Here is an 18,437-nt window from a genome sequence, read left to right on the forward strand (position 1 = left end):
ACCGTTCGGGGGTCGCTGGAAGTCCACGACAGCGACCTCGGTGGTATTGCGCGGAACAGTGCCGCGGCCGCGGCTCGTCGATCGCCTGGACCTCGGGGTCCAGCGGCCGCTGACGCTGATCAGCGCGCCCGCGGGCTTCGGCAAGACGATGCTGGTGGAGTCGTGGGCCGCGCTCTACCGGGGGTCGGCCGAGGTCAGGCGGGTCGCGCTGAAGGCCGGTAGCGAAGCTGCGGACGTTCTGGAGCGCGTCCGCGAGGGTGCACACCGCAGCGGCCGGCAGGTGCTGGTGCTCGTGGTGGACTGCGGCGACCTGACCATCACTCCGGAGCTCGGGCAGAGCCTGCACCGCATCATCCGCGGCGATGCCGGACGAGTGCGGCTGGTGCTGGTGACGCGGTCCGACCCACCGCTGCCCTTGCACCGCTACCGGCTGGCGGACACCATCGCCGAGATCCATGCCACCGACCTGGCCTTCACCGTGGCCGAGACCACGGCGCTGATGCGCACGTTCAAGCTCGAGCTGACCGACTCGCAGGTCGCCGAGATCCACGCCCGGACCGACGGCTGGCCGGTCGGCCTGATGTTCGCGGCGATGAACCTCGCCGGGAAGTCCGACCGGGAGCGGGTCATCCGGGAGTTCCGCGGGGACACCGGCAACGTGGCGGCGTACCTGATGACCGAGGTGCTCGACGCGCAACCACCGGAGCTGCGCAGGTTCCTGCTCCGGACCAGCCTGGTCGACGTGGTCCGCCCGGGGCTGGCCGAAGCCCTGACCGGGCGTCCGTGTGACCTCCGGTCGCTCCAGTTCCTCTCCCACGGCAACTCGTTCATCCAGCCGGTGCCGGGAACCGCGGACTGCTACAGCTACCAGGCGCTGTTCCGCGAGTTCCTTCGCGCCCAGCTGCTGTACGAGAAACCCACCGTCGCTACTGCCCTGCACAGCGCTGCCGCCGCCTGGTTCGCCAGGCACGGTCAGCCGATGGAGGCGATCCATCACGCCGTCACGGCCGGCGACTGGTTCCACGCGGCCCAGTACCTGGTGGCGGATCTCGACTGTGCCGCGCTCCTCGCCGGGCGCAGCAGCCGGCAGCTGGCTTCTCTGTTCGCCGGCTTTCCCGACGACCTCGACGGGCCCGAGGCGGCGATCGTCCGAGCCTCGCTCGCGCTCGGAACGTTCGAGGTCGACCGTTGCGCGATGGAGCTGGCCAAGGCCAGGACCTGGCTGGACCACGAGGTGTCCGCCCGAAGCCAGTCGGTGGAACTGGCGGTCAGTGTGCTGGAGGCGGTCTGTGCCAGCCTTGGGGGCGACACCGAGACCGGACTGACCGCCGTACTGGCCGCGGAGACCAGGCTCCGGGCGGCCTCGCCGGATTCAGTCGTCGCCCATCCGGAAGCAAGGCTGCTGGTCATCGGCTGCAAGGGCCGGGCCTTGCTCAGGCACGGAGACTTCCCGGCGGCTCTGGAGGCCTTCACCGCAGGTGCTGCCATCGCGGAGGACAGTGGCGCCCACGAGGCTCTGGCCGAGTTCCTCGGGATGTCGGCGCTGGTCGAGGCGATCCGAGGCCGGCTGCGGCGAGCCGAGGAGGTCGTCGCGCAGGCGACCGCGCTCGCGGAGTCGGAGACGCAGCCGGACCTGCCCCAGGCCACGATCGTGGCCGAGGCCTGGATGCGCGCCGACCGGGGCGATCTGCCCGGCGCCGAACACCTGGTGCAGCGTGCCGCCGAGGCCGCCGCTCCCATCCACGACACGCGAGTTGTCGCTGCTGCGCTCGCCCTGGTTCGGGCCAGGCTGCTGCGGGCGAGCGGCGACCTCGATCTGGCCGCCGCGGAGTTGCGGGCCGCGCGCAGCAACTACGGCTCGTACGGCGGCTGGCTCGGCCAGGCCCTGGTCGTCGACCAAGCGAAGCTGCTGGTGACGCAACACCAGCCGGAGGAGGCCATCAGGGTCATCGAGCAGTCGGACGGCCGCGATCAAGCCGAGTCCCTCCTGGTGCTGCAGAGCGCAGCGGCCGAAGCAGGTGAGCGCCCGCCGGCGCAGTCACACGTGGCCACCGATCGCGCCGCCCCGCTCGAAACTCAGGTGGACGGCTGGCTGGTCGAAGCCGCGGAGTCGCTCAGAGCCGGGAACACCGGCCGCGGCGGGCTCTGTCTGGAACGTGCCCTCAGACTGGCCGCTCCCGAGCAGCTTCGGCGCCCGTTCGCGGAGGCGCCGCAGCCGCTGCGAAGGATGCTCCAGCCGAGCGGTGAGCTGATGAGACAGCACGCTTGGCTCCGCGGGCCGTCCCATCGAGGCCGTGGCCGCGCCGCCGATCGCTGGGGCATGCCGCAGACCGAGCTCGTCATCACTTCGTCGCTGACCAGCAAGGAACAGGAGGTCCTCGAGTACCTCGCCGAGCTCCTGACCACCGAAGAGATCGCCGGCACCATGTACGTCTCCGTCAACACGGTCCGGAGCCATGTCCGGAGCATCCTTCGCAAGCTCGGCGCATCGCGCCGCAACGAGGCCGTACGACGGGCCTGGGAGCTGGGACTACTGCCCTCGCGACCGGACACTTAGGCCACCGGCGGCGGCACGGTAGTCCGCGATCGGGCGGTACCGGTCGTAGAGGGTGGTGAGCACGCTGAACAGGAAGACGAAGAAGAGCGTGTCCGTCAGCGCCAGCCGGCCGGATCCCCGGGACAGCAGGACGTCGGCCAGCACCACCAGTACGACGTTCGTCGCGAGCACGACCCCGAACGAGACCGCGGCGGAGTTCCAGGAGTAGCCGCGCTTCGCCGCCCAGAGCCCGATCGCGGCGTTGACCACGACGAAGACCGCGATCCCGAGGAACAGCCGGACGTTGCTGGTCTCGACGCCGGGCAGCACCTCGCCGAAGATCACGCTGATCAGGCCGATCAGGAAGGTCTTCTCCAGCGTCGTCGAGTCGAAGACCTTGCGGTGCGCGGCCTGGTAGGCGGCCCGCTCGCGGGCCTCGCCGATTCCCTCGGGCAGCGGGTCGGCCCGGAGCCGCCAGGACCAGTCGGCCGGGCTCAGTCGTGGCCGGACGACGAAGTACACGATCGCGAGCAGCGCGAGCACAGCGACGACCAGCACCGGCAGGAACCAGGAAACGTCGCGGATCGTGTCGGTCAGGTCCAGCTGGGCGATGTGGATCCAGTACTCCTGCGGCAGTTTGACGAAGATCCAGATCGCCGCGGCGACCAGCACCCAGAACCGCAACGAGTAGCGCAGCGGGTTCCGCCGGGTGCGAACCCCTTCGTACGCGATGAAGAAGTACTCGAAGGTGTTCGGGAACAGCATCAGCAGGAACCGGGCGCCGGTGAGCTCGAAGGCCACCACCCCGACCTGGCGGTAGAAGAACAGGAAGCGGCTGACCCGGACCGCCGACGGGTTGGTCCAGTTCCGCAGGCTCGCCAGGTACGCCACCGACAGGTAGAAGACGTCCATCGCCTTGTCGTAGCTCTGGTAGAACGGCGGGTCGTACCCGAAGGCCTGGAAGATCGTCTGGTCGACACCGTCGAGCAGCAGGCAGGCGAGAATCGCCGGCAGCGGGAACGACGGGATCAGCAGCGGCAGCGCGAAGCGCGCGAGCACAACGCACCAGAACACGACCTCGGCACTCACCTCAGAACTCCCCCCGCCGGCGCATCCGGCGTGGGCGGCCGTCCGGGTCGTAGACGACTCGGTACAGCGGCTCCGCCCAGAACGCCTGGAACCGGGTCACCGGCCGTGCCTCGTGCGGGCGGATGTGCCCGCGCGGCCGCGCTCCCCTGCGGCCGCCGGCGTACCAGGCTTCCAGGTCCGCCGCCGTTCGCCGCCACAGGTCGAAGCCGTCCGCCGGGTCGAGCTTCGCCAGGTCGCGGCGAGTCCGGCCGAGGTGCTCCGACCACACCTCCAGCCGCAGGTCACGCGCCAGTCGGCGGGCGCCGTCGGCAACGACCTCGCGGTCCTCGACCGTCTGGTCCAGGACGGCGCAGGTGAGCTCGCTGTCGCAGGTCCAGGATCGGCGGTTGAAGTTGTCCGAGCCGCAGGTGAACCAGACGTCGTCGACGATGCAGATCTTCGCGTGCACGTAGATCGGCGCCCCCGCCTCGTTCTCCAGGTTGTAGATCCCGATCCGTTCGGGCGCGGTCCGCCGCAGCATCCGCAGGGCGCGCAGCTGGCCGAAGCGGGCCGGCGGCCCACTCAGCGCTCCGTCGGCGGCCGGGTACCGCGGTACGACGACGATCACCCGGAGGCCGGGCGAGCGCTCCAGGGCATCGTTGATCCCGCGCGCGATCAGCTCGGACCACAGGTACTGGTCCTCCACGTAGATGAAGTTCCGGGCGTTGCCGAACGCCTTGCCGTACGCACGGGCGATGCTGCGCTCACCCTCGGGCGCGAACGGATATCCGGGGTGCTTGTGGCCGTACGTTCGCAGCACCTGGACGGCGTGCGGCCCGGCCACCGGCGGATCGGGGAACGCCTCGGACAGCGGCTGCGGATGGCGTGGCATCCGGGCGAGCCGCTGCACGAGCATCCGGTGCGGCGTTCGCAGGTCCAGCGGATGGCCGTCGTCCCAGCGCTCGCAGAAGGTGCGCAGCAGATCGCCGACGACCGGTCCGCGGATCTCCAGCGCGGCGTCGTGCCAGGGTGCGCGGTCGCCGTATCTGCGATCGATCGGCGCCTGCTGCGGATCCCCCAGGTGCTCGACGTCGTCGCGGCGCTGATGGCACAGGTCGATACCGCCGACGAAGGCGACGTCCAACTCGGGCCGGCCGGCGTGCCGGATGACGAACAGCTTCTGATGGTGCGACGCCATCCGCCGGACCCGCTGGTCGAGCAGGACCTCGGCGCCGGCCTCGTTGAGCTTCGTCCCCAGCCGCTGGTTCTCCTGGGCGCTGAACTGCAGGTGGTCCGAGTGCGATCGCCACAGCAGCCCCCTGACCTCGATCCCCGACCGGGCCAGGTCGGCCAGCACGGCCCCGATCGACGGGCCGTCGGGCAGCAGCTTCTGGTCCGCGTCGCCACGCCAGTCGGTGAAGTACACCCGGCCGCCGGGCCGCAGCGCGCTCAGCTCCTCGTACAGCCGGCGGAAGTAGGTCGCACCGTGGATCAGCGGCCGCACCAGGTTGCCCTCGACCCAGGATCCGTCCACGTCTCCCATCCGGTCGATGTCCGTGCCCGGGTTGCCGCGCTCGTGCGGGCGGAGGAACCACTTCCCGGCGGTGTGGTCGGTCATCGCGACACCTCTCAGTGCGTCAAGGCGGCCTTCAGCAGGACGATCACCATGCCCAGCACGAGATTGACCACCCCCGCGGCGATCAGGCGGCTCAAGGTGGCGCCTGCTCTGGAGGCGACGTACAGCGCCCAACCCAGCTGAGATCCGACTGCCACCGCGAGCGCCAGCCAGGCGGCGCCGGCGTCCGACAGCCCGAGCAGCGCGCCGACGGCAACCGCGGCCGCGGGTGGTACGGCGGCCTGCACGATCGGCCACTCCCGCCTGGCAGCGACGCGGAACTCCTTCGCGGACATGAGTGCCCGGCTCGATCGTTCGCCGACCAGGTGCGCGTAGACATGGGCCAGCCAGAACACCACGCCGGTTGCCAGCAACAGGACAACCAGCTCCGCAGGGTCTGGAGGCTCTTGCCCGGGACCGGTACCGGCCACCACCGACGCCGCGAGCAGGGACCCGTAGATCGCCCCGGCGTAGTCGGACGGCTGCCGATCCTGGCTCGCTCTGGCCGTACCGGCCGGCGACCCGTCACCCATCCGGCCTCCTTCACAGGGTGCTCCACGTCACGGGGGCAGCGTCTCGCAGCGACGTCCGGCGCCGCCTCACCCCGACCGGATGACCCAGCCGCAACGGCAGGGCCGGCCGAGGATCATCCGGCGTGGGTGATGCTGCCCAGACCGATCTGAGTGATGTTCGAGGCCCGGGTGAGTCGGCGAGAGGGGGTTGCGACGATGTCCGCAGGCTCCACGGAGTCGCCTGACGGCCGGGTCCCGGCAACAGATTCGGCGGTTGCCTCCTGGGCGCTTCCGCGCGGGGTGGTCGTCCTGCTCGGGACGTCGGGCGCGGTCCTGACCGCCGCCGGCCTGCGCGGGTTCTCCGACATCGCCGGGCCGGTCTTCCTCGCTCTGGTGCTGACGATCGCGGTGAGCCCGCTGCGCCGGCTCCTGGTCCGGCGTGGCGTCAAGGGATGGATCGCCGCGCTGATCTCGCTGGTGACCGTGTACGTCTTCCTGCTCGGAATGGCAGGCGCGCTGGCCTACTCGGTGGCCAAGCTGGCGACTCTGCTGCCGACCTACCAGGACCAGTTCGCCGAACTGGTCGACGACGCGCGCAGCTGGCTGGCCGGCCTCGGCGTGGGCACCGAGCAACTCCAGGCCGCGCTGCAGGGGATCGACCTCAGTCAGTTCTTCGATGTCCTGCAAGGCTGGCTGAGCGGACTCCTCGGGGTCGTGTCGAGCCTGGGGCTCGTCGTCGTCGTGCTGTTCTTCATGTGCATCGACGCAGCCCCGTTCGCCAACCGGCTGGGTGAGGCGGCGGGGACGCGGCCGGACATCGCCGGCGCGCTGGCCGGCTTCGCCCGCAACACGACCCGCTACCTGATCGTCTCCACCGTCTTCGGGCTGATCGTCGCCGTGTTCGACGTCGGAATCCTCTACCTGCTGGACATCCCGCTGCCCTGGCTGTGGGGTCTGCTCGCCTTCATCACCAACTACATCCCCAACGTCGGGTTCTTCATCGGAGTGGTGCCGCCGGCGCTGCTGGGACTGCTCGACCAGGGTTGGGCGACGCTGGTGTGGGTGATCGTGGCCTACAGCATCATCAACTTCATCATCCAGTCGATCATCCAGCCGAAGATCGTCGGGGACGCGGTCGGGCTGTCCACGACGCTGACGTTCCTGTCCCTGATCGTCTGGGCGTGGATCCTCGGCCCGGTGGGCGCCGTACTGGCCATCCCGCTGTCGCTGCTGGTCAAGGCCCTGCTCCTGGACGCCGATCCGTCCACCCGCTGGCTCAGCGGCCTCATCTCCGGCGACCAACTGCCGGAGCACGCACCGGTCGCGGAGCCCGCAGAGGAAGTCCAGCCTGGCGAAGTCGCCGCGGAGCAAGCCGGATGAGGAGGTCCCCATGTGGCGATCGGTGTTGCTGAACGAGTTCCCGGACCACGACCTCCGGTCGTTGCACGGCCTACCCGGCACCTGGTCACCAGCCTCGCCCGCCCTCGATCCGTCCGACGGCACCGTGCTGGTCGCACCGGGTCGTGCTCTGCGCTACGTCCTCGACACACCGCTTCTGGACGTCGTCGGGATCAGCTGCCGGCTGCGGATCAAGCAGCCTGATCCAGCCGTTGCCTCGTCGCTGCGGATCCTTCGGCTCGGGAACTCGTTCGACCTGCGCCTCGAACCGCTGACGACCTTCCAGGCTCTGGTCCGGGTCCGGCTGCACCGGAGCCGGCACGACATCGGCCAGCTGCCGAATCCCACCACGCACTTCGTGGAACTGCGCTTCGACTGGCACACCAACGGAAAGACGTACCTGCGCGTGGACGGGCGACTCGTCGGCTACCACGACGCGTTGAGCCGCGGTTCCCGGCTCACCATCGAGGACGTCACCTTCGGCTCGGCCAGGTCGCTGCCCACTTGCCCTGACCAGCACTACGAGCTTGGCGATTTCTACGTCCGCGCGCTCAGCCCCCGGACCCGCTGGTCGCGGCGGCGCACGACTGCGCGCCAATGACCGAAGCCGCGTTCGCGGTACTCGCGCTCCTCGTCCTGGCGTGGGCCGTGACGTCGGACCTCCTGGCCAAGGCGAACATCACCGGTCCGCTGGTCTTCACCGTCGCCGGCTACGTGCTGGGCAACCAGGACTGGGGACCGCTCACGCTGCAGGTCGGCGCGCCGTCGGTCCACCTGACCGCGGAGCTGACCCTCGCGCTGTTGCTGTTCGCCGACGCGGCGCGGGTCAACATCTCCCGGCTGCGGCGAGACATTTACCTTCCCGCGCGCCTGCTGGGCATCGGGCTACCGCTCTCGGTGGTCCTCGGATCGCTCCTGGCGGCTTGGCTGTTCGACGATCTCACCTGGGCGCTGGCAGCTTTCGTGGGTGCCACGCTGGCCCCCACCGATGCTGCTCTCAGCGCACAGGTCATCAACGACCAGCGAATCCCGATGCGCCTGCGCCGCGCCCTGAACGTGGAGAGTGGGCTCAACGACGGCATCGTCACACCGGTCGTCACCTTCACGATCGCCGTCGCCGCCGGACAGCTCGGAGCTGCGCACGAGGACGGGACCGCCACCGACGGGGGTGGCGCTCTGCTGGAGCTGGCGGTCGGCGTCATCGTCGGCCTGGTGGCCGGCCTGGGAAGCGCCAAGCTCCTGACGATCGGTTCCCAACGGCACTGGGCCGGCACCGGCGCCGCGCGACTCGGCACGCTCGCCGCCGCACTCGGCAGCTTCGCTCTTGCGGGCGCCCTCAGCGGCAACGGATTCATCGCGGCGTTCCTGGCCGGCCTGGCCTTCCGGGCCGGGCTGGACGAGGAGGTGATCGACCCGGACGACGCCATCGAGCCACCGGAGCTCCTCGGTGAGATCCTGGCGTTCGCCGTCTGGTTCCTGTTCGGGGCCGCGCTGGTGCCGATCGCAGTCCACAACTTCGACGTGCCGCTGATCGCGTACGCCGTACTGAGCCTGACTGTGGTGCGGATGGCGCCGGTCGCGCTGTCGCTGATCGGGAAGGGACTGGACGTGCGCACGGTCGGCTTCGTGGGATGGTTCGGGCCGCGGGGACTCGCTTCGGTGGTGTTCGCACTGCTCGCGATCGAAGAGCTGGGTGAGATCGAGCTGGTGGAACGCGCCATCGCCGCGGTGTCTCTCACCGTGCTGCTGAGTGTGGTGCTGCACGGCGTGTCGGCCGGGCCGCTCGGCAAGCGCTACGTCCGCCTCGAGCAAGCCGGCGACGACGCGGTCCCCGCCCCGCGATCACGACGCCCCGCGCACCGTCAGGTCGGTCGGCGGCCGGCGGCGTAGCGCCAGCCGCGCGGCCAGTCGCCCGGACAGCACTCCGACGGTCGCCCCGACCAGAACGTCACTCGGGTAATGCACTCCCGTGTAGACCCGGGAGAACGCGACGACCGCGGCAGCCACCCGCAGCGGCGGCCGGAGCCCGGGCAGGACGCCTCCGACCGCGACGGCGAAGGCCGCTGCGGACGCGGAATGTCCGGACGGAAACGATCCGGACGTCGGCATCCGCACCCAGCGCCGGACCGGGACGCCATGGAAATGCCGATCGGGCCGGACACGTTCACGCGCCGCCTTCTTCATCGGCTGGTTCACCACCAGCGACGCGGCCCCGATCGCGGAGAGTCCCGCCACTGCAGCGCGCCGCCCCCGCGAGCCGCCGAACACCGTGAGGGCGCCGGCCACCAGAAACCACGGCTTGGAGAAGTCGGCGAAGTCGGACACCCGCCGCAGCGGCTCGTCCAGCACCGGCGTCGACATCCGCGCGACCGACCGGAACACCGCGTGGTCCAAGTCCTCGAGGAGGCTCAGGGTGCCGGTCTCGCCACGACGCCGGACGGCCCGTGAGCTCGGCCTCGGTGCCGTCACCACGTGAGCTCGACCTCGAGCTCGCTGCCGTCGTCCCCGAGCTCGAACTCGACCTTCAGGTGCACCTCGTCGGGTACGCGCACCGTGATCCGCAGGCCACCCCGCTCGAACTCGACATTGTTGTCCTTGGCAAGCATGTCGGCGAGCGCGTGCAGGCGCGCCGCGGCGGCCTCCCGGCTCATCGACTCCTTGGTCTCGACCTCGATCAGATCCATTGCGGGCCTCCCAGTGTCAACTCGCCAGTGTCAACTCGCCGGTTTCCGGTTCCGGCCGAGGGCGATGCGCACCAGTTCGGCCAGGCCGTCGCGCAGGCCTTCGGGAGCCGTCGCCGACGGCGACGCCCCGGGGTGCTGGTGCGCGATCCGCACCCGGAGAACTCCCGGCCGGATCCGGAACAACAGCGGCGCGTCGAGAACGAGGGCCTCCCCGTCGACGCCTGCGGGTAGTGGCCGGTCGGCTTCGACCTCGAAGGTCGGAGCGGACCACTCGCGCCAGGGACGCTGAGCGCGGCGTTCCTCGCCCTCGGTGGGCGAACCGAGGACAGTGATGCCGAGCAGGCCGTCGTCGATGCGCGGTCGGGTGCCGGAACCGACCGCGCGGCCGAGTCGGTAGCGGTTGTTGGAGACCAGCACAGCCGCACCGCCGCGATGGCCGTCGCCCCCAGGGCCGGTCCAACGCATGTCGAGCTGGCTGCCACCGGAGCCGAGCGCGTCCGGCACGGTGTCGAGCAGCGTCCGGAGCTTGGCCTCGCGGTACCCGCTGCGCTGGACGGCTTCTGCGTACAGGCCGAGCGACACGTTGTTGACGAACACCCGGCCGTTGACCTCGGCAAGGTCCACCAGCCGCTCGCCGCCGTCGACGAACGCGTCCAGAGCGCCGACGACGTCGTCCCGGTCGACTCCGAGATCGAGTGCGAAGTGGTTGCGGGTGCCGGCCGGCACACAGGCGTACGGCAGCGAGCGCTCGGCGGCGATCGCGGCGACGATCGCCTGCGAGCCGTCGCCGCCGGCCATCGCGAGTCCGTCGGCGCCCCGCTCGACCGCGCCGCGGACCAGGGTTTCGAGATCGTCGCCGGCCTTCAGCTCGATCGGCTCGATCCCGCGGTCCCGCGCTTCCTTGGCGAGCGCGAAGCGTTCGGCCTTCCCGCCGCCGGAGCGCGGGTTGTAGAACAGCACGGGATGCTGTGGCGCGGCCACACGCGGCAACTCCACCCGAGCGGTGAAGCTGGCTCGCGTCGCGGCCAGCGTCACCAGGAGCCCACCCAGGACGAGCAGATCGACGCCGAACTTCCCACCCACGGCAATCAGGATCACCGCCCCGGCCAGGGCCACACCCGCGATGTACAGCCCCGCCGTGCGGGCGACTCCTCTGCGCAGCACGCCGTACCAGGCCGCAACGGCGGCGATCACCACACAGGCCAGCACCCCGAGGCCGCGCGGAAACTCCCGGACGGCGACCACGGCGCCCAGCACAACAGTCGCCGCCCCCACCACCAGCGCCACAACTGCCGCAACCCGTCGCTTCATGGAACTCACCCCACACCCATCCGCTCCACTCGGACATCCCACACCCCGGATGAATCCGCCGCCACCGGCCGGGCGCCTGATCGTCCCTCAGGGGTGATGCGGCGGCCCGGGTTCTGCTGAATCGTCAGCGCCGTACGCGGTTCGCCGGGTGGGTACCCGGCTCGCCCGGCGAGTCGCGCCTGCGACGGAGAAAGGCGGCCGGTCATGTCGGCGAAGGTTCACCATTTGACGCTGGAGGAGCGCCGGGACCGCGGTCTCGAGGCTCGTACGCGAACGAAGCCGGACAGTCACGCAGGATGGCGGCCGGCCGCGGATCGGCCGGACCCGGTGGCACTCATCGAGGAGCAGAACCTCCGGCGCGACGCGGACCTGGTGCCGTTGCGGCACGGCCGGATGATGGTCTCGCCGTTCACGTTCTACCGGGGGGCCGCCAAGATCATGGCCGTCGACCTCGCCGAGACACCCACCTCCGGGCTCGAGGTCCAGCTGTGCGGGGACGCCCACCTGTCGAACTTCGGTGTCTACGGCTCCCCGGAGCGAACGCTGATCTTCGACATCAACGACTTCGACGAGACGCTTCCGGGCCCGTTCGAGTACGACGTCAAGCGGCTGGCGGCCAGTTTCACGGTGGCGGCGCAGAACAACGGCTGCTCGACGTCGGACACTCGTGCGATCACCAAGGCCTGCGTCACCTCCTACCGGGAGGCGATGGCCGAGTTCGCCGCGATGAAGACACTCGACGTGTGGTACGCCCACATCTCCGAGGAGCAGATCAAGCAGTCGGTGGAGGCCTTCCTCGCCGCCGGGGGTGCGGCCGGCGGCGACAAGGGCAAGGGCAAGGGGTCCAAGAAGGGCAAGCAAAAGGACACCGGCGCGGACGACGGTACGAGCGGGATGACGGCGAAGCAGGTGAAGGAGGCCCAGAAGCGCTTCGCGAAGAACGCTCTGAAGGCGCACTCCCGCAACAGCGAGCAGGCCCTGTCCAAGCTCAGCGAGGAGGTCGACGGACGCTACCGGATCGCCAGCGTTCCGCCAGTGGTCGTCCCCGCGCGCGACCTCCACGAGACCTACGGTCTGGAACCCGGGGCGCTCGAGGAAGTCGTCTTCGACGCGTTCCGGGACTACCGCTCCACTCTTCGGCTCGACCTCCGGCAACTGCTGGAGCGCTTCGAGGTCGTCGACTGGGCCCGCAAGGTCGTCGGCGTCGGCAGCGTCGGCACCCGGGCGTTCATCGTCCTGCTGCAGGGCCGTGACCGCAGCGATCCGCTGTTCCTCCAGGTCAAGGAAGCCACGCAGTCGGTGCTCGAAGGACCGTTGCGCAAGAGCACGTTCAAGCAGCCGGGTGAGCGGGTGGTCCAGGGCCAGCGGTTGATGCAGGCCAGCAGCGACATCTTCCTGGGCTGGTCCAAGGGTGTCCAGGCGGACCGCTACTTCTACTGGCGCCAGCTGCGCGACATGAAGGGCTCGGCGCTCGTGGAGCTGATGGCTCCGGCGACGATGGCGTTCTACGCGCGCACCTGCGGATGGACCCTGGCCCGAGCCCACGCACGGTCCGGTGACCCGGTCTCCATCGCCGCCTACCTCGGTGACGACAGCGCCTTCGACACGGCGATCACCGACTTCTCCGAACGCTACGCGGCCCAGAACGACCAGGACTTCGCCGATTTCATCAAGGCCATCAGCTCGAACCGGATCGACGCCATCCAGCAGCAGGTCTGACGTCGGCGCGAGGGGAGACACGCGTGAGTGAGACCGGCACCGCCGGCCCGACCGGCACGACTGGCATGGCAGCATCACCGGCGACCGGCACCGGGAAAGCGCCGTACTCGCTCGCTGCCGAGGCGGTGGTCGCGGCGGCCGGCTCCGACACCGGCTCGGGACTTTCCGCGACCGAGGCGGCGGCCAGGCTCTCGTCGTACGGCCCGAACGAGATCCCCGCGGAGAAGCCGCCCTCGATCTGGGTGGTCGCCGCTCAGCAGCTGCGCGACCCGATGAACATCATGCTGATCGCCGTCGTCGTGGTCAGCCTGGTGATCGGGGAGCTCTCGACCGGCGTCATCGTCGCCCTGCTCATCCTGCTGAACGTCGGGCTCGGCACCCGCCAGGAACTGGCGGCCCGGGCGAGCGTCGACGCGCTCGCCACCTTGCAAGTGCCGCAGGCGCGGGTCGTCCGCGACGGCGAGGTCGCGATGATCGAGGCCACCCAGGTGGTCCCGGGTGACATCGTCGAGGTCGAGGCGGGCGACATCGTGCCCGCCGACGGACGCATCGTCCGGTCCGCGACGCTGGAGGCGCAGGAGGCCGCGCTGACCGGGGAAAGCGCACCGATTGCCAAGGGCACCAGTGCGCTGGCCTCCCCCGACGTCGGTCTGGGCGACCAGACCAACATGCTGTTCCAGAACACCTCCGTGACCCGGGGCACCGGCGCGATCGTGGTCACCGCGACCGGGCTGCAGACGCAGATGGGGCGGATCGCGTCGATGCTCACCTCGGTGAAGCGCACCCGGTCGCCGCTGCAGCGGGAGCTCGACTCGCTCACGAAGGTTCTCGGGATCATCGCCTGGGGAGCGGTCGCGGTCATCGTCGTGGTCGGCCTGATCCGCGGGATGCCGGGCAAGGACCTGCTGCTGCTCGGCACCGCGATGGCCATCTCGGCCATGCCGACCGGCATGCCGGCATTCGTCTCCGGCCTGCTGTCACTCGGCGCCCGGCAGCTGGCCGACGCGAGAGCCGTGGTGAAGAACCTCACCGATGTCGAGACCCTCGGTGCGACGAGTGCGATCAACACCGACAAGACCGGGACGCTGACGTTGAACCAGATGATGGTCTCGACGTTGTACGCCGGCGGGACCTGGTTCACAGTGGACGGCGAGGGCTACCGCAAGAGCGGCGCGATCCGTTCGGTGGCCGGCGTCCCGGTTCCCGACTTCACCCGTCTCGGGCTCGGACTGGCCCTCGACAGCGACGCAGTGGTCGGCGACGACGGTTCGGTGATCGGCGACCCCACCGAGGCGGCGCTGGTCGTGCTCGCCGCGAAGCTCGGCATCGACGCGGAGGAGACCCGGCGCAACTACCCACGGCTGGCGGAGGTCCCGTTCGACTCCGAGTACAAGTTCATGGCGACGTTCCACCGGGTGACCGTCGACGGCGCCGAGCATGTCATCGAACTGGTCAAGGGCGCCCCCGACGTCGTCGTCGCGCGCTGCAGCCAGGCGGGCGGACCGCTGAGCGGCTCGCAGGTTCCGATCGCGCAGTCGCGGCCCGGCATCGACGAGGCCAACACCCGGATGGGGCAGAAAGGCCTGCGGGTGCTCGCGTTCGCGGCCCGCCTGGTGACTGGCGACGAGCTCGACACGATGACCGGCGATCCGATGTCCCTGACCACCGGGCTGTCGTTCGTCGGGATGGCCGGCATCATCGACCCGCTGCGCGCGGAGGCCAAGGACGCGGTCCGTACGGCGCTCACCGCCGGCATCGACGTGCGCATGATCACCGGCGACCACGCGGTCACGGCGCAGGCGATCGGCGCGGACCTGGGCCTCGGCCCCGGCGCGATCGGCGGCCCGGAACTGCAGGCGCTCAGCGACGAGCAGCTGAAGCAGCGGTTGCCCGAGCTGCACGTGTTCGGACGGGTCACCCCCCAGGACAAGCTGCGGCTGGCCCGGGCCATGCAGGAGCAGGGCCTGATCGTCGCGATGACCGGTGACGCGGTCAACGACGCGGCAGCCCTCAAGCAGGCTGACATCGGGGTGGCGATGGGCAGCGGCAGCGAAGTGACCAAGCAGGCCGCGCGGATGGTGCTCACCGACGACAACTTCGGCACCCTCGTGCACGCCGTGGAGATCGGCCGGCGCGTCTACGACAAGGTCGTCTCGTACGTCCGGTACCAGATGACGCAGCTGCTGGGGCTGGTCCTGCTGTTCCTCGCCGCCACCGTGTTCGACATCAACGACGGGGTGGCGATGACTCCGTCGATGGTGCTTTTCCTGCTGTTCTTCGCCACTGCCGTCGGTGTCGTGGTGATCGCTGTCGACCCCGGTGATCCCGACGTCATGCACCGTCCGCCGCGCGACCCCGGGGTGCCGATCACGAACCGGAACGCCGTGATCAGGTGGGTCGGCTACGCGATCGTGCTCTTCCTGGCAGCGTTTGCGCCGTTGGTGGCGGGGCCGGACGAGCCAAGTACGACGCAGGGCACCGTGTCGATCACGATGACCTTCGTCGTGATGGGTCTGGGGACGACGTTCAACGCGGTGGTCAACCGGCGCGCTCCGGCCAGCGGCCTGACGCCCCCGATCATCAAAGCGCTGGCGATCGGCCTGATCCCCGTCGTACTGCTGTTCCTGGCGACCGAGCTCCGCGTCTTCCAGGGCGGGCTGCTCACTGTCGCGCTCAGTCCGCGCCAGTGGCTCACCTGCTTCGGCCTGGCCGCGCTGCTCCCGGTCGTCGTCGAGCTGGACAAACTGGTCACCCGCCGTGGGCAGCGGACCCCGGCGACGCTCAGCCCCGAACACGCCCTTGCGCCGGCCCGCGCTCGGCAAACACCGGCGCCTGCAGAGGTAGGGAGCAGAGAATGACATCTCGCGAGCAGCGGATTGCCGATTTCATCGCGCCGTTCCGGGTCGAACCGGGGTCGAAGGTCAACCTGGCCAAGGACTTCGAGCCGGACTTCAAGGGCACGATCCAGTCGAAGAAGCGCGGCCGCCAACTGCTGGTCCAGGGGACCGAGCTGCTGTCGGAGTACCAGTCCCGGCTGTACGCCCAGCACACCCACGGTGTGCTGGTGGTCCTGCAGGCGCTCGACGCCGCCGGGAAGGACGGCACGATCCGCCACGTGATGACCGGCGTCAACCCACAAGGTGTGTCGGTGAACAGCTTCAAGGTCCCCTCCAGTGAGGAGCTCGACCACGACTACCTGTGGCGCTACGGGCAGCGGCTGCCGGCCCGCGGCGAGATCGGGATCTTCAACCGCTCGCACTACGAGGAGGTGCTCGTCGTCCGCGTGCACCCCGAGCTCCTCGACCGTCAGAAGCTTCCGCGCGGCACCCGCAAGGGCCTGTGGAAACGGCGTTACCACGAGATCAACGCGTGGGAGCGGACGCTCAGCGACAACGGCTTCAAGATCGTGAAGCTCTTCCTGAACCTGTCCCAGGAGGAGCAGCGGATCCGCTTCCTGCGGCGCATCGACCTGCGCGACCACAACTGGAAGTTCTCCGCGGCCGACATCCGGGAGCGCGAGTACTGGGACGCCTACCAGCGTGCGTTCTCGCAGATGCTGTCCAGGACCAGCACCGAGTGGGCGCCCTGGTACGTGATTCCCGCCGACCGCAAGTGGTACGCGCGGATCGCCGCGGCCGCGGTGCTCGCCAACACGCTGATCGAGCTCGATCCGCGCTACCCGAAGGTCAGCAAGGAAGCACGCGAGGCGCTGCAGGAGATCAAGGTCACCCTCGAGAAGCAGGCTCCCGAGGGGGCCGCGCCCGATCCGTTCGTGGCCGAGTAAGCCGGCGGGCTGATCACCATGGCCTCAGTCTCCGACCGACCGGACGTGAAACAGCCTTGGTGGCAGGAGTACGTGCCCGGCGTGGGAATGGCCAGGTCGTACCAGCGGACCTGGCTGCCGCGGGACGTCGTGGCCGGCCTGGTGCTCTCGGCACTGCTGGTGCCCCAAGGGATGGCGTACGCCGAACTGGCCGGCCTGCCACCGGTCACCGGGCTCTACACCTCGATCCTGTGTCTGCTCGGCTACGCGGTCTTCGGGCCGTCCCGGGTACTCGTGCTCGGTCCCGACTCGTCCCTCGGACCGATGATCGCGGCAACCATCGCGCCGCTCCTGCTCGCCAACGGCGATCCCGCTCGCGCCGTCGCGCTGGCGTCGATGCTGGCCGTGATGGTCGGTGTCGTGATGACGATCGCCGGAGTGGCCAAATTCGGGTTCGTGGCGGACCTGTTGTCGAAGCCGACCCAGATCGGCTACATGAACGGGCTCGCGCTGACCATCATCATCGGGCAACTGGACAAGCTCTTCGGCTTCTCCGTCGACGCCGAGGGACTGGTGGCCGAGACACGCGACTTCTTCACCGGACTCGCCGACGGCGCCGCCAACGCGACGGCCGCGATCCTCGGGATCGGTTCCCTGGCCGGCATCCTGCTGCTGAACCGGCTGCTGCCCAAACTGCCGAGCGTGCTCATCGTCGTCGTGCTGGCCGCCCTCCTGGTCAACGCGTTCGACCTGGAGGAGCGCGAGGTCGACACGGTCGGCGTGCTCCCACAGGGTTTTCCGCCCTTCACGATCCCCGCGGTCGGCTGGGGCGACCTGCCGCCGCTGTTCGTGGGGGCGCTCGCGATCGCCGTCGTCGCGCTCGCCGACACGATGTCCACGGCGTCGGCGTTCGCCGCGCGCAAGGGCGATCGGGTGCGCGGAAACCAGGAGATGGTCGGCATCGGCGCCGCCAACATCGCGGCCGGCTTCTTCCAGGGTTTCCCGGTCAGCACCAGCGGGTCCCGCACCGCCGTGGCCGAGCAGGCCGGATCCCGGTCCCAGGTGACCGGCATCGTCGGCGCCGGAATGATCACCGTGGTCCTGGTCTTCGCCACCTCACTGATGCAGTACGTGCCGCAACCGACACTGGGCGCGATCGTCATCGCCGCGGCGCTGTCGCTGGCCGACATCGCCGGGACGCGCCGGCTGTGGCACCAGCGCCGTACCGAGTTCGGGCTGTCCGTCATCGCGTTGCTCGGCGTGGCCCTGCTGGGCGTGCTGCCCGGCATTCTCATCGCCGTTGCCCTGTCCATCCTGAACGTCTTCCGCCGCGCCTGGTGGCCGCACGAGACCGAGCTCGGCCGGGTGGACGGAATCGCGGGCCTGCACGACACCGAGAGCTACCCCGACGCCCGACTGCTGCCCGGGCTGGTCGTCTACCGCTTCGACGCGCCGCTGATCTTCGCGAACGCGCGGATGTTCAGTGACAAGGTGCGGGAGATCGCCGAGGACCACCCCGACCTGCGCTGGATCATCGTGGCCGCCGAGCCGATCACCGACGTCGACACCACCGCCTCCGACATGCTGCAGGAGCTCGACTCCTGGCTGAACGCCCGCGGGGTGTCCCTGGTCTTCGCGGAGATGAAGGATCCGGTGCGCGCGAAGATCGAGCGGTACGAGCTCACCCGCACGATCGACCCGGCGCACTTCCTCCCGACGCTCGACGACGCCGTCGCGCAGTACATCCAGCAGACCGGCGCGAACTGGCGCGACCCACGGCCGAAGGCAGACGACGGGGGCTCCCGGCGGGGAGCCCCCGAGTAACCCTCCA

General features: G+C 69.9%; 14 protein-coding genes. 8 read left to right on the plus strand and 6 right to left on the minus strand.

Annotated elements, in window-relative coordinates; genetic code table 11:
* Window positions 1-40: 40 nt before the first annotated feature.
* Window positions 41-2,557, plus strand: a complete 2,517-nt coding sequence (locus ACIBGM_RS06990; RefSeq protein WP_396384744.1) for a LuxR C-terminal-related transcriptional regulator — start codon at window positions 41-43, stop codon at window positions 2,555-2,557.
* Here ACIBGM_RS06990 and ACIBGM_RS06995 read toward each other — a convergent pair.
* From ACIBGM_RS06995 to ACIBGM_RS07005, 3 genes are read right to left on the minus strand one after another with little or no spacing between them, the layout of a single operon-like run.
* Complete coding sequence (locus ACIBGM_RS06995; RefSeq protein WP_396384745.1) at window positions 2,531-3,625, minus strand: hypothetical protein; 1,095 nt, start codon at window positions 3,623-3,625, stop codon at window positions 2,531-2,533. The two genes, ACIBGM_RS06990 and ACIBGM_RS06995, sit on opposite strands and share 27 nt — an antisense overlap.
* 1 nt (window position 3,626) lies before the next feature.
* Window positions 3,627-5,222, minus strand: a complete 1,596-nt coding sequence (locus ACIBGM_RS07000; RefSeq protein WP_396384746.1) for a phospholipase D family protein — start codon at window positions 5,220-5,222, stop codon at window positions 3,627-3,629.
* Between the two features lie 11 nt (window positions 5,223-5,233).
* On the minus strand, window positions 5,234-5,752 hold the full coding sequence (locus ACIBGM_RS07005; RefSeq protein WP_360529774.1) for a hypothetical protein: 519 nt from the start codon (window positions 5,750-5,752) through the stop codon (window positions 5,234-5,236).
* 195 nt (window positions 5,753-5,947) lie between these two features.
* Between ACIBGM_RS07005 and ACIBGM_RS07010 the strand changes: the two genes are divergently transcribed.
* The 3 genes from ACIBGM_RS07010 to ACIBGM_RS07020 are packed head-to-tail and all read left to right on the plus strand — an operon-like array spanning window position 5,948 to window position 9,019.
* Window positions 5,948-7,111 (plus strand): AI-2E family transporter, encoded by a 1,164-nt coding sequence (locus ACIBGM_RS07010; protein WP_360529771.1) that lies wholly within the window; start codon window positions 5,948-5,950, stop codon window positions 7,109-7,111.
* Window positions 7,112-7,121: 10 nt separating this feature from the next.
* Window positions 7,122-7,730: a hypothetical protein gene (locus tag ACIBGM_RS07015; protein WP_360529768.1), complete on the plus strand. Its 609-nt coding sequence runs from the start codon at window positions 7,122-7,124 to the stop codon at window positions 7,728-7,730.
* A complete protein-coding gene (locus ACIBGM_RS07020; protein ID WP_396384747.1) occupies window positions 7,727-9,019 on the plus strand; it encodes a cation:proton antiporter in 1,293 nt (430 codons plus the stop codon). The genes ACIBGM_RS07015 and ACIBGM_RS07020 overlap by 4 nt, the downstream gene beginning before the upstream one ends.
* Here the strand turns inward: ACIBGM_RS07020 and ACIBGM_RS07025 are convergent.
* Genes ACIBGM_RS07025 through ACIBGM_RS07035 form a run of 3 tightly spaced genes read right to left on the minus strand, consistent with a single transcriptional unit; the run spans window position 8,972 to window position 11,124 of the window.
* Window positions 8,972-9,598, minus strand: a complete 627-nt coding sequence (locus tag ACIBGM_RS07025) for a phosphatase PAP2 family protein (protein WP_396384748.1) — start codon at window positions 9,596-9,598, stop codon at window positions 8,972-8,974. The genes ACIBGM_RS07020 and ACIBGM_RS07025 overlap by 48 nt on opposite strands.
* Window positions 9,595-9,813: an amphi-Trp domain-containing protein gene (locus ACIBGM_RS07030; RefSeq protein WP_396384749.1), complete on the minus strand. Its 219-nt coding sequence runs from the start codon at window positions 9,811-9,813 to the stop codon at window positions 9,595-9,597. Before ACIBGM_RS07030 ends, ACIBGM_RS07025 begins: the two co-directional genes overlap by 4 nt.
* Window positions 9,814-9,843: 30 nt before the next feature.
* Window positions 9,844-11,124: a diacylglycerol kinase family protein gene (locus ACIBGM_RS07035; RefSeq protein ID WP_360529756.1), complete on the minus strand. Its 1,281-nt coding sequence runs from the start codon at window positions 11,122-11,124 to the stop codon at window positions 9,844-9,846.
* A gap of 204 nt (window positions 11,125-11,328) precedes the next feature.
* On the opposite strand from ACIBGM_RS07035, the gene ACIBGM_RS07040 reads away from it, so the two are divergent.
* From ACIBGM_RS07040 to ACIBGM_RS07055, 4 genes are read left to right on the plus strand one after another with little or no spacing between them, the layout of a single operon-like run.
* Entirely contained in the window at window positions 11,329-12,843 is a 1,515-nt protein-coding gene (locus ACIBGM_RS07040) for a DUF2252 domain-containing protein (protein WP_360529753.1), read from the plus strand.
* A 23-nt stretch (window positions 12,844-12,866) separates the two neighbouring features.
* Window positions 12,867-15,701, plus strand: coding sequence for a cation-translocating P-type ATPase (locus tag ACIBGM_RS07045; RefSeq protein WP_396384750.1), 2,835 nt, complete (start codon window positions 12,867-12,869; stop codon window positions 15,699-15,701).
* Window positions 15,698-16,627 (plus strand): polyphosphate kinase 2 family protein, encoded by a 930-nt coding sequence (locus ACIBGM_RS07050; RefSeq protein WP_396384751.1) that lies wholly within the window; start codon window positions 15,698-15,700, stop codon window positions 16,625-16,627. The genes ACIBGM_RS07045 and ACIBGM_RS07050 overlap by 4 nt, the downstream gene beginning before the upstream one ends.
* Before the next feature lie 45 nt (window positions 16,628-16,672).
* The gene (locus ACIBGM_RS07055; RefSeq protein ID WP_396384752.1) at window positions 16,673-18,430 is read left to right on the plus strand and encodes a SulP family inorganic anion transporter; all 1,758 of its coding nucleotides are present in this window, start codon (window positions 16,673-16,675) and stop codon (window positions 18,428-18,430) included.
* Window positions 18,431-18,437: the final 7 nt, after the last annotated feature.

The organism is Kribbella sp. NPDC050470 (genome assembly GCF_044458365.1).
Classification (GTDB): domain Bacteria; phylum Actinomycetota; class Actinomycetes; order Propionibacteriales; family Kribbellaceae; genus Kribbella.